Here is an 11,592-nt window from a genome sequence, read left to right as displayed (position 1 = left end):
TGGGGCGGCCTCAGAGGCCGCCAGCCGTGAGTTTTTCCGGATCCAGCAACACCTCCAGGCGCGCACGGTCCAGATCGGTGTTTTCCAGCGCCACATCGATGATCGGCCGTCCCTCGCGATAGGCCTGCTTGGCGATTTCCGCAGCCTTCTGGTAGCCGATGATCGGGTTCAGCGCAGTGACCAGGATCGGGTTGCGCGCCAACGCCTCGCTGAGCTTGCCCTGGTTGACCTTGAAGCTGGCGATGGCCTTGTCCGCCAGCAGCCGGCTGACGTTGGCCAGCAACTGGATGCTGTGCAACAGGTTGTCCGCCACCAGCGGCAGCATCACGTTCAGTTCGAAGTTGCCCGATTGGCCGGCGACGGCAATGGCGGCGTCATTGCCGATCACCTGGGCGGCGACCATCGCGGTGGCCTCCGGGATCACCGGGTTGACCTTGCCGGGCATGATCGAGGAGCCTGGTTGCAGCGCTTCCAGCTCGATCTCGCCGAGCCCGGCAAGCGGCCCGGAGTTCATCCAGCGCAGGTCGTTGGCCAGCTTCATCAGGGTCACGGCCAGGGTCTTCAACTGGCCGGACGCAGCGACCGCCGTGTCCTGCGAACCGATCAGGGCGAAGAAGTCGTCGCCGGGGCGGAACGCCAACCCGGTCAGGTCGTTCAGCTCCTGGCTGAAACGTTCGGCGAACCGCGGATGGGCGTTGATCCCGGTGCCCACCGCGGTGCCGCCCTGTGCCAACTGCTGCAAGGCAGGAAGTACGCTCTCGATGTGCACGCCAGCCTGTCGCACCTGCTGCGCCCAGCCACCGAGCACCTGGCTCATGCGTACCGGCATCGCATCCATCAGGTGGGTGCGGCCGGTCTTCACATAGGCATGCACTTCGCCGGCCTTGCTCTGGATAGTCTGCTCCAGGTGGCGCAGCGCCGGCAGCAGGCGTTCGCTGATCTCGAGGGCGGCACTGATGTGGATGGTCGAGGGGATGATGTCGTTGCTGCTCTGCCCGCAGTTCACATGGTCGTTCGGATTGACCTTGCCGCCCAGGCGGCGACTGGCCAGGGTCGCCACCACTTCGTTGGCGTTCATGTTGGAACTGGTGCCGGAGCCGGTCTGGAACACATCCACCGGGAAATGCTGCATGAAGTCCTCCTGCAGCAACTGCAGGCAGGTCTCGGCGATCGCCTCGCCCATCGGTGCATCCAGTTGCTGCAGGGAGACGTTCGCCCGCGCTGCCGCGGCCTTGGCCAGCAGCAGGGCGCGGACGAAGGCCTGGGGCATGCGCTGGCCGCTGACCGGGAAGTTGTTCACCGCGCGCTGGGTCTGGGCGCCATAGAGGGCGGTCGCCGGGACCGCCAGTTCGCCCATGCTGTCGCGTTCGATGCGGGTGTCAGTCATCTTGGTTTCCTTGTTGCGGGTGATCGAAGCTCATCGACGGCGCCAGGTCCTGCCTGGCCATTCGTACGGAGAGCTGGCGCAGCCGTCGCCGCTGGCTGCCGTTGGTGGTCAGTCGCTGAAGTTCGCAGAGGGGCCGGTAGGCGTAGTCGAGGCAGAGGCTGCGCCAGTGCCAGGGCAATATCGGATCGCGACCGGTATCGAGCAGGAGGTTGTAGGCTTTCTCGAACAGCGGCCAGGCGGCCACACCTTCCCAACCGGCGAGATAGCGCGCCTCGCCGAGGTACTGGTCGAGCAGGCGCGGTTCGTCGGGATCGAGCGCGCAGCGGATCTGCGTGCCCAGCCAGTACCAGTGATCCAATGCTTGCGGGTCGTGCGCCTCGAAGGACATGGCAACCTCACCAGACGATAATGAGATTGATTATTGTTTTCTTCTTGGCAAAAGACAAGCATGGTCCCCATAGAGGCGGACAATCGAACAGGCGGAAACGAAAACGCCAGCGACGAGCGCTGGCGTTCTACAGAGGGAAACCCGGCCTCAGCGCCCGGCTACCATCATCGACTCGACCAGTACAGAACCGGTATGCAGGTTGCCGCGCCGTTCGATGTCCTTGCCGACCGCGACGATACGGCGGAACAGGTCGCGCAGGTTGGCGGCGATGGTGACTTCCTGGACCGGGAACTGGATCTCGCCGTTCTCGACCCAGTAGCCGGCGGCGCCGCGGGAATAATCGCCGGTCACCAGGTTGACGCCCTGCCCCATCAACTCGGTGACCAGCAGGCCACGCCCCATCCGGCGTATCAGAGCGGCCTGGTCCTCGTCGCCATGGCTGACGAACAGGTTATGCACGCCGCCGGCGTTGGCCGTGCTCGGCAAGCCGAGCTTGCGCCCGGAATAGGTGCCCAGGACATAGGACACCAGCTCGCCGTTCTCGACGAATGGCTTGGCATAGGTCGCCAGGCCGTCGCTATCGAAGCTGGCGCTGCCGAGCGCGCCGACCAGGTGCGGCCGCTCGTCGATGCTCAACCATTCGGGAAACAGGCGCTGGCCCAGCGCGCCTTCGAGGAAGGATGACTTGCGATACAGGCTGCCGCCTGAGATCGCCCCGAGGAAATGGCCGAACAGGCCAACAGCGATTTCCGGAGCGAACAGCACCGGCACTTCGGCGGTCTGCACCGGCCGCGCGCCCAGTCGGCTGGCGGCGCGCTCGGCGGCGCGCCGACCGATCGACTCGGCGCTGGCCAAGGCCTCGCCACGGCGGTTGACGTCATACCAATAGTCACGCTGCATCTGTCCTTCGCCCTCGGCGATCATCACGCAGCTGAGGCTGTGCCGGGTGCTGGCGTAACCACCGATGAAACCGTGGCTGTTACCGTATACCCGGCAGCCCTGGTGGGTATTCAGGGTGGTGCCGTCGGCCTTGGTCACCCGCTTGTCGGCGGCGAACGCCGCTGCCTCGCAAGCCAGGGCTCGTTCCACGGCCTGCTCGGGACTCAGGCTCCATGGATGATAGAGGTCCAGCTCGGGCAACTCGCGGGCCATCAACGCGGCATCGGCGAGACCGGCGCATTCGTCCTCGGAGGTATGGCGGGCGATCGCCAGCGCCGCCGCCACCGTCTCGCGGATGGCCGCCTCGCCGGTCGCCGAGGTGCTCGCCGAGCCCTTGCGCTGGCCTGCGTAGAGGGTGATGCCGAAACCTTGGTCACGGTTGAACTCGACGGTTTCCACCTCGCCCTGGCGCACGCTGGTGGACAGGCCCTGCTCCAGCGACACCGCCACTTCGCAGGCACTGGCGCCCTGGCGGCGGGCCTCGGCGATGATCTGCTCGACCTGCTCGCGAAGGTCCGGAAGCACGGAGGGACCGACTGCCGCGGCATGTAGACTCATCTGTTGACTCTCCTGTTGACGTGGCCGCCCACGCGGCCGGGCCGGACAAGCGGCCCCTGACTCGTTATCATGACGGCGTTTTCCACTGGACCACCACCATGGCTGAATTTCACGACGACGACTCGCAATTCGAAGAGAAGAGCAAGTCGCAGATCAAACGCGAGCTGCATGCCCTGCAGGACCTCGGCGAGCGCCTGACCACCCTGCAACCGCAGTTGCTGGAGCGCCTGCCGCTCACCGACCCGCTACGCAAGGCGCTGCTCGAGGCGCCGAAGCACAAGGCGCACATCGCCCGCAAACGGCATATCCAGTACATCGGCAAACTGATGCGCGACCAGGACGTGGACGCCATCGTCGCCCTCATCGACCAGGTGGACTCCTCCACCCGCCAGTACAACGAACGTTTCCATGCCCTCGAACGTTGGCGCGACCAGTTGATCGCCGGCGGCGACGCAGCGCTCGACGCCTTCGTCGGGGAGTTCCCCGAGTGCGATCGCCAGCACCTGCGCGGCCTGGTCCGCCACGCCCAGCACGAGGCCGCGCACAACAAACCGCCGGCCGCCGCACGCAAAGTGTTCAAGTACATCCGCGAACTGGACGAAACCAAGCGCGGCCTGCGCTAGGTTTCGCCGCGCCGGCGCCCGGGCCATGCCTCAGGCGCCGGTGCCGCCGACGGTGATCGCATCGATCTTCAGGGTCGGCTGGCCGACGCCGACCGGCACCGACTGACCGTCCTTCCCGCAGGTTCCCACGCCACTGTCCAGGGCCAGGTCGTTGCCGACCATGGACACCCGGCTCATCGCTTCCGGACCGTTGCCGATCAGGGTGGCGCCTTTCACCGGGGTGGTGATCCTGCCGTTCTCGATCAGGTAGGCCTCGCTGGTGGAGAACACGAACTTGCCGCTGGTGATATCGACCTGGCCACCGCCGAGGTTGGCGCAGTAGATACCCTTCTCCACCGAGGCGATGATTTCCTGCGGATCGCTCTCGCCGGCCAGCATGTAGGTGTTGGTCATGCGTGGCATCGGCAGGTGCGCGTAGGACTCGCGGCGGCCGTTACCGGTGCGCGCCACGCCCATCAGGCGGGCGTTGAGCTTGTCCTGCATGTAGCCCTTGAGCACGCCGTTCTCGATCAGCACGTTGCAGTTGCTCGGCGTGCCTTCGTCATCCACGCTCAGCGAGCCGCGACGCCCGGCCAGGGTGCCGTCGTCGACGATGGTGCACAGGCTCGAGGCGACCTTTTCGCCGACCCGGCCGCTGTAGGCGGAGCTGCCCTTGCGGTTGAAGTCGCCCTCCAGGCCGTGGCCGACCGCTTCGTGGAGCAGGACCCCGGACCAACCCGCGCCCATCACCACCGGCAGGGTGCCGGCCGGCGCGGGGATCGCCTCGAGGTTGACCAGCGCCTGGCGCAGGGCCTCGCGGGCGTAGCCCATGGCGCGATCCTCCTGGAGGAAATAGCGATAGTCGGTGCGACCGCCGCCGCCGTGGCCGCCGCGTTCGCGTCGGCCGTTCTGTTCGACGATCACGCTGACGTTGAAACGCACCAGCGGACGAATGTCGGCGGCCAGCGAACCGTCGCTGGCCGCTACCAGGATCTGCTCCCAGACGCCGGCCATGCTCACCGTGACCTGCTGGATGCGGGGATCGAGCGCACGGGTAGCGGCGTCGATCTGCTTCAGCAACTCGACCTTCTCGGCGCGGCTGAGCACGTCCAGCGGGTTCTCGCCGGCGTACAGGCGAGCCGGCGCCACGGCCTTGAACGCCTGCACGCTGCCGTTCTGTCCCGCACGGGAAATCGAACGGGCCGCCACCGCGGCCTGTTTCAACGCCTCGGCGGTGATCGCATTGCTATAGGCGAAGCCGGTCTTCTCGCCCGACTGCGCGCGTACCCCGACACCCTGGTCGAGATTGAAGCTGCCTTCCTTGACGATGCCGTCCTCGAGCATCCACGACTCGGAGACCTGGCTCTGGAAATACAGGTCGGCGGCATCGATGCCCGGGCCGTTCAGTTCATGAAGAATGCCGGGCAGGCTGTCCAGTTCCAGACCACCGGGGGCCAGCAATTGCTGGCTGACGGATGACAACAACTCGCTCATATTCACTCCGTACGCGCCGGCCGCGGTTCGGCCGGCGGGAAAAATCGTCTGTGCGCCACCACCGGCATGCGCCGGCGGATATCCGCCTGTTCTGCGGCGTCGCGCGCCGCCAGCAGCACCGCTTCGCCCTGCGGCCGCTCGGCCAGGACCCGGCCCCAGGGATCGACGATGGCCGAATGGCCGAACGTCTCCCGGCCCCGTGGGTGGACGCCACCCTGTCCGGCCGCCAGCAGGTAGCACTGGGTCTCGATGGCACGGGCGCGGACCAGCACTTGCCAGTGCGCCGCGCCGGTCACCGCGGTGAACGCCGACGGCGCCGTGATCAGCTCTGCGCCGGCCTCGCGCAGCGCGGTATAGAGTTCCGGAAAACGCAGGTCGTAGCAGACCGTCAGGCCAAGGCGACCGACCGGCGTATCCGCCACCACGATCTTCTGACCGAAAGCATAGTCGTCGGATTCACGATAGCGGCCCCGCGCATCGGCTACGTCCACATCGAACAGGTGCAGCTTGTCGTAGCGGGCGACCCGCTCTCCGTGCTCGTCAATCAGCAGCGAACAGGCATTCGCCTTCGCCTCGGGTTGCCCATCCGGCGGCAGCGGCAGCGTTCCAGCGACTATCCACAACCTGAGGTCGCGAGCGGCAGAATTCAACCACGACAGGATCGGCCCGTTCCCCCGCGCCTCGGCGCGCCCCAGTTCGGCCAGGTCGCGCCGGCCCATGGCGGCGAAGTTTTCCGGCAACACGGCGAGCCGCGCCCCACCCTCGGCGGCCTGTTCCAGCAGGCGACGGGCGGCGGCCAGGTTGGCCGTCACGTCGTCCTGGCTGACCATCTGGATCACGGCAATGGACATGGTTTCCTCCTCGCGGACGAAAGCGCCGCGTCGCGGCCCGGGCGCCGCTCAGCGGGGCTTCTCGAATGGCTTGTCGAAGCTGATCTTCGGATCCTGCCAGGGGCCCTTGACGCTGTATTGCACGCTGGCGAAGCGCGAGACCCGGTCGCCGAGCAACTTGTCGACGACGAAGACCGCGCCGCCGACCGCCGGACCGCCGACTATCAGTGCCGCCAGGGTCAGGTTGTTGGTCAATGGCAAGGTCACCAGCAGCTTGGCGTCGATCCGATCGTGAGCCAGGTCCAGGGTACCGTTCAACTCCAGGTTGCTCGACGGCCCTTCCAGCTTCAGCGGCTCGCGGGTGATGTAGACGCCGTCGGTGGCGGAGAGAACCCCCTTCACCCGGTCATAGCTCAGTCCCTTGCCGAGGATGTCCGAGAAGTCCAGGCGCAGCCGGCGGTTGATCGCGTTGAAATTGAGCAGGCCGAACACTCGCAGCGCCTGGGCGCTGCCTTCGACCTCGACGAACTGCCCCTTGCGCAGCGATGCATCCATGCTGCCGCTGAAGCGCTTCAGGGCCATGTAGGCCGGCGATCCCGGCCACTGGCCGTTGATATCCATGCGGAAACGTTCGCTGGTGGCGCTCGGCGCGAAATTCCAGGCCTTGAGCACATCCGCCAGGTTCTTGCCCTCGATCCGTCCCTGGTAGGTGCTGCGGGTATTGCCCGGACTGCCGTCCCAGCGCAGGCTGCCATTGACGTGCAGGCCACGCAGGTCGAGGTCCAGGTCGTTGAACGCCACGCCGTTGCTGCCCGGCCGTACCTTCAGGCTCCAGGCGCCCAGCGGCTGGCCGCCAAGGGCGACCTGGCCGATCTTCACGTCTACCGCCGGCAGGCTGCGCGGATCGACGGCGGCCAGCGGGTCCGAGTCCTCCACCTTGTTCTCGTCGGGAAGGGTCGACTTCGGCAGGTTCAGGCGGTCCAGATCGACCACGATCGGCGCGCCCCTGGCATCCGGCAGGACCAGACGCCCCGATGCGAGGTCGCTGACCAGCACCAGTTGCCAGGCCCGCTCCTGGCGGGCCAGGTCGACGGTCAGGTTCTTCAGCTCCTGGCCGAAGCCCTTGAAGCTGTCGATGCGCAGGTCGGCGCCGCGCAGCAGGCCCGCAGCGCTACTGGCAGCCTGGTCGCCATTGCCGTAGCGCTTCAGGGTGGCCTGCCAGGAGTCCCAGTCCAGTTCCGCCAGACGCCCGCGCACCCGCAGCCCCTGTGCCGAGGGCAGCAGCGCCGGGTCACCACCCAGGCGCAGGGCGCCGCGTCCGTTCAGCGGCTTGTCCGCCGGGGCCGCATAGGCCAGGCTGGCGAGGCCGTCGTAACGCGCCCAGTAACGCCGTTCGGCGCCATCCAGGGTCATCCGCCACTGGGTCGGCCGCGCCTGGGCGGCCGTCTTGCCGAACGGCGCCGGCAGGTCGACGACGGCGCCCTTGAGATCCGAATCGATCTGCAACTGGCTGTCCTTGCCATCCAGCAGCAGGTTGAGCTGGAACGGCAGGCGTCCCGAGACCGGTAACGGACGCTGGCCAGCGCCGAGCCAGTCGCTCAGTGACTTGACCGCCACCTGGCCGTTGAGCAGCAAGCGCGTGCGCGCATCGCCGCGCCCCTCGGCGACGATCCGCCCGCGTACCTCGCTGCCCAGCACCCGGGCCTGCACCGCCGGGGCGCTCAGGCCCTTGGCCAGGTCGAAACGGAAGTCGCCCTTCACTTCGCTCATATCCAGCTTCGGACTGGGCATCTTCAGGGTCGCGCCCACGGTGGAGAAATCCACGACCACCCCGGTCTTGCCGGCCTCGTCGTGGTCCAGTGGAATATCCAGCTTCAGGTGGCCCTGCAAGGGCCCGTCGCCCTCCCAGCCGGCGAAGATCTTGCGGGTCGGGATCGGCGCTTCCTGGAGCAGCTTGATGCCGTCCTTCAGGTTACTGTCGACGGCGCCATCCACATACAGGTGCGGCGTCTGTCCCGGCCGGCCGAGAGGTATGTCGACCTTGACGTCGCTGACCCGGGAATTCAGCAGATTCCCGCTGGAGGCCAGCACGCGGACTCCGGAATCCTCGACGAACACCTCGCCGACCGTTTTGCTCAAGGCGGGCCAGCCGGGCTGGTAGGCCAGCTCGCCGTCGCGGACCTTAAAGTAGAGGTTCATGACGTGGGCTTCGGCCGCCGCGCCGCGGTTCAGCGAGCCCTGCCACTGGAAGTAGCCCTGCTCGACATGGCCACTGCGGATCGCCGTCTTCAACCAGTTCGCCAGGCTTTTGTTCATTCCCGGCAACTGGGTCGGCAGGTACTTGGCGGTGAAGCGCGCGTCGCCGTCGCTGAGGCCGACCTGCAGGTCCATGTAGTCTTCAGCGCCGGGATCGCGCATCAGGCGGATCAGCATGTCGCCGGCCAGGCTGCCCTCCTCGCCCTCGACCCGCATCAGGTGGCTGCCGAGGGTGAAGGCGCGGTCGTCCAGGCTCCAGAACATCCGCGTGCGAGCCTCGCGGTAGCGCCACGGCTCGGGAAATACCTTGGCCAGGTGCAGCATGAAATCCTGCGCCGATGCGTCGAGCTGGCCTCCGGCCAGGGTGCCGGTCAAGGTGCCGCTGACGTTTTCCACCGCCGGGACCTCATGGAACGCCGAGATACCGACCTTTTCCAGGTTGGTCGCGTAGCTGACCCGCTCGGGCACCTCCCGCTGCGGCCAGAAATCGGCGTTCAGGTTGTGCAGGATGCCCTTCGGCTTCAGGCCCGCCACCCACTCCGCCGCCGCGTCCGGCAGCGGCGCCAGCGCTTCTATCGCCGGCACCAGGGGCGTCAGGTCGACGCGGTCGGCCTGCAGCTTCCAGTGTGGCTCGTTGTTCTGCTGGTCGCGACGCAACAGCAACTCCACCTCGCCCCAGCGCTGCTCGCCGAAATTCGCCGCCAGGTCGCCGACCCGAACCTTCCAGCCCTGCGCTTCGCGATCGAAGAACAGGTTCATGCCCAGGTCGTTGATTTCCACCGGCTTGCGCGCGGCATACGAGGCCTTCAACTGCGGCGCCAGCAGCCGTGCCACCAGCCGTTGCGCCTTGCCGTCGCGCCAGTCGAACCAGAAGTCGCCGCCGGCCTTGGCCCGGGCGATCTTCCATTCCTGGGTCAGACCGGCCGGCAACCATTGCGCCCAGTCGCTCTGCGGCAGGCTGAGATAGAACCTGGCGCTGCTGCGCGGCCAGTCCTCGCTGTCGATCCGCCCTTCGGCGTGCAGCGCCAGAGGTTGGCCATCCGGCAGTTGCAGGCGGGCATCGAGACTCTGCCCACCAACCGATGAACTGCGCAGGGTCGCGCCGACCGCGCTGAGCGACAACGCTGCGCTTCCCCGCGGCGCCACCTCCAGTTGACTGTCCAGCAGCGAGATGCGTTGGGTCTGCAGCAGGAATTGCAGGAGTTTCCGGGGATCGCTGGGCTTGTCGCTGTGCGGCAGGCCATCCAGGCTCCACTGGCCATCCTCGCCTTCGCGCAGGGTCAGCTTGAGTCCCTCCAGCTCCAGGCTGCCGATCCGCACCTGGCGCGCCAGCAGGCTGCCGAGCAGGTCCGGCGCCAGCCGCACCCGCGCCAGGCGCAGACTCTGTTCGCCGTCGCCGACCTGGATGTCGCGCGCCACCACCAGAGGCTCGAAGCCGCGCCAGGAGCCCGTCAGCTCGGCAATCCGCACCGGTATGCCGAGTTGCTTGCCAGCTTCGTCCTCCAGCTGCTGGCGGTATTCGGCCACCAGCGGCACCAGTTGCCGGCCAAGGCTGACGTACAGCGCCAGCAGCACCAGTACCAGGGCGCACAGACCCAGGACGATCCGTAGCAGTCGCGTTCCGAGGCTTCCCACATCCGCCATTTCAGCCATACGCCTCAGAGCAGGACCACGTCATATTGCTCCTGCGAGTACATCGCCTCGACCTGGAACTTGATGGTGCGGCCGATGAACGCCTCGAGATCGGCGACGTTACCCGACTCCTCGTCGAGCAGCCGGTCCACCACCTTCTGGTTGGCCAGCACCAGGTAGGAGTCGGCCTGGTAGGCACGTGCCTCGCGGAGAATCTCGCGGAAAATCTCGTAGCAGGTGGTTTCCGCAGTCTTCAGCATGCCGCGTCCCTGACAGCAGGGACACGGCTCGCAAAGGATCTGCACCAGGCTTTCGCGGGTGCGCTTGCGGGTCATCTGCACCAGGCCCAACTCGGTGATGCCGATGATGTTGGTCTTCGCGTGGTCGCGCTCCAGTTGCTTCTCCAGGGTGCGCAGGACCTGCCGGCGATGCTCCTCGTCCTCCATGTCGATGAAGTCGATGATGATGATCCCGCCCAGGTTGCGCAGGCGCAGTTGGCGGGCGATCGCGGTGGCCGCCTCGAGGTTGGTCTTGAAGATGGTTTCCTCGAGGTTGCGATGGCCGACGAAGGCGCCGGTGTTCACGTCGATGGTGGTCATCGCCTCGGTCGGATCGACGATCAGGTAGCCGCCGGACTTCAGCAGTACCTTGCGCTCCAGGGCTTTCTGGATTTCGTCCTCGACGCCGTAGAGATCGAAGATCGGTCGCTCGCCCGGGTAATGTTCGAGGCGATCGGAAATCTCCGGCATCAATTCTTCGACGAAGGAAGTGATCTTCTGGAAGTTCTCTCGCGAGTCGATGCGGATCTTCTCGATCCGCGGGTTCACCAGGTCGCGCAGGGTACGGATCGCCAGGGACAGGTCTTCGTAGATCACCGAAGGCGCGCCGACGGTCTGGATCTGCGCGGCGATCTGGTCCCATAGCCGGCGAAGGTAGCGGATGTCGGCGAGAATCTCGTCCTCGCCCGCACCTTCCGCGGCGGTGCGCAGAATGAAGCCGCCCTGCCCCTCGATGCCTTCCGCCGCCACGCAGTCGGCCACCACCTTCTTCAGGCGCTCGCGCTCGACTTCGTCCTCGATCCGCAGGGATATCCCGACATGGCTGGTGCGCGGCATGTACACCAGATAGCGCGAAGGAATCGACAGGTGGGTGGTCAGCCGTGCGCCCTTGGTGCCGATCGGATCCTTGGTCACCTGCACCACCAGCGCCTGCCCCTCATGGACCAGGGCACTGATGCTTTCCACAGCGCTGCCTTCGCGATTGGATATCTCGGCGGCATGGATGAACGCCGCACGTTCCAGGCCGATGTCGACGAACGCCGCCTGCATCCCCGGCAGTACCCGTACCACCCGCCCCTTGTAGATATTGCCGACGATGCCGCGCCGCTGGGTGCGTTCGACATGCACTTCCTGCAGGACGCCGTTTTCCACCACCGCCACGCGCGACTCCATCGGCGTGATATTGATCAGGATCTCTTCGCTCATGCGTCCACTGTCCTTATTTCGG

Annotated in this window: 8 protein-coding genes; 1 reads left to right on the top strand and 7 read right to left on the bottom strand. The window is 66.5% G+C overall.

Going from position 1 to position 11,592, the window contains the following annotated elements:
• Window positions 1-10: 10 nt before the first annotated feature.
• From fumC to pmbA, 3 genes are all read right to left on the bottom strand, one after another.
• Window positions 11-1,387 (bottom strand): class II fumarate hydratase FumC, encoded by a 1,377-nt coding sequence (gene fumC / locus HMPREF2581_RS21100; protein ID WP_003098863.1) that lies wholly within the window; start codon window positions 1,385-1,387, stop codon window positions 11-13.
• On the bottom strand, window positions 1,380-1,775 hold the full coding sequence (locus HMPREF2581_RS21095) for a hypothetical protein (RefSeq protein ID WP_003094374.1): 396 nt from the start codon (window positions 1,773-1,775) through the stop codon (window positions 1,380-1,382). Before HMPREF2581_RS21095 ends, fumC begins: the two co-directional genes overlap by 8 nt.
• Window positions 1,776-1,922: 147 nt before the next feature.
• A complete protein-coding gene (pmbA, locus tag HMPREF2581_RS21090; protein ID WP_003110024.1) occupies window positions 1,923-3,272 on the bottom strand; it encodes a metalloprotease PmbA in 1,350 nt (449 codons plus the stop codon).
• Window positions 3,273-3,370: 98 nt separating this feature from the next.
• On the opposite strand from pmbA, the gene yjgA reads away from it, so the two are divergent.
• Entirely contained in the window at window positions 3,371-3,895 is a 525-nt protein-coding gene (gene yjgA, locus HMPREF2581_RS21085) for a ribosome biogenesis factor YjgA (RefSeq protein ID WP_003094378.1), read from the top strand.
• 30 nt (window positions 3,896-3,925) lie between these two features.
• On the opposite strand, the gene tldD is transcribed toward yjgA, so the two are convergent.
• Genes tldD through rng form a run of 4 tightly spaced genes read right to left on the bottom strand, consistent with a single transcriptional unit; the run spans window position 3,926 to window position 11,570 of the window.
• The gene (tldD, locus tag HMPREF2581_RS21080) at window positions 3,926-5,368 is read right to left on the bottom strand and encodes a metalloprotease TldD (protein ID WP_003094380.1); all 1,443 of its coding nucleotides are present in this window, start codon (window positions 5,366-5,368) and stop codon (window positions 3,926-3,928) included.
• A 2-nt stretch (window positions 5,369-5,370) separates the two neighbouring features.
• Entirely contained in the window at window positions 5,371-6,219 is an 849-nt protein-coding gene (locus tag HMPREF2581_RS21075) for a carbon-nitrogen hydrolase family protein (protein ID WP_003141315.1), read from the bottom strand.
• A gap of 48 nt (window positions 6,220-6,267) precedes the next feature.
• Complete coding sequence (locus tag HMPREF2581_RS21070; protein WP_003141316.1) at window positions 6,268-10,098, bottom strand: YhdP family protein; 3,831 nt, start codon at window positions 10,096-10,098, stop codon at window positions 6,268-6,270.
• A gap of 14 nt (window positions 10,099-10,112) precedes the next feature.
• Window positions 10,113-11,570: a ribonuclease G gene (rng, locus tag HMPREF2581_RS21065; protein ID WP_003094386.1), complete on the bottom strand. Its 1,458-nt coding sequence runs from the start codon at window positions 11,568-11,570 to the stop codon at window positions 10,113-10,115.
• Window positions 11,571-11,592: the final 22 nt, after the last annotated feature.

This window comes from Pseudomonas sp. HMSC057H01, assembly GCF_001836405.1.
Classification (GTDB): Bacteria; Pseudomonadota; Gammaproteobacteria; order Pseudomonadales; family Pseudomonadaceae; genus Pseudomonas; species Pseudomonas aeruginosa.
This window is presented reverse-complemented; position numbering and strand designations above follow the sequence as displayed.

Bases quoted from the DNA above. Each gene is read 5' to 3' on its own strand.
- HMPREF2581_RS21095 (WP_003094374.1), bottom strand. From the start codon at position 1,775: ATGTCCTTCGAGGCGCACGACCCGCAAGCATTGGATCACTGGTACTGG.
- yjgA (WP_003094378.1), top strand. From the start codon at position 3,371: ATGGCTGAATTTCACGACGACGACTCGCAATTCGAAGAGAAGAGCAAG.
- fumC (WP_003098863.1), bottom strand. From the start codon at position 1,387: ATGACTGACACCCGCATCGAACGCGACAGCATGGGCGAACTGGCGGTC.
- HMPREF2581_RS21070 (WP_003141316.1), bottom strand. From the start codon at position 10,098: ATGGCGGATGTGGGAAGCCTCGGAACGCGACTGCTACGGATCGTCCTG.
- tldD (WP_003094380.1), bottom strand. From the start codon at position 5,368: ATGAGCGAGTTGTTGTCATCCGTCAGCCAGCAATTGCTGGCCCCCGGT.
- rng (WP_003094386.1), bottom strand. From the start codon at position 11,570: ATGAGCGAAGAGATCCTGATCAATATCACGCCGATGGAGTCGCGCGTG.
- pmbA (WP_003110024.1), bottom strand. From the start codon at position 3,272: ATGAGTCTACATGCCGCGGCAGTCGGTCCCTCCGTGCTTCCGGACCTT.
- HMPREF2581_RS21075 (WP_003141315.1), bottom strand. From the start codon at position 6,219: ATGTCCATTGCCGTGATCCAGATGGTCAGCCAGGACGACGTGACGGCC.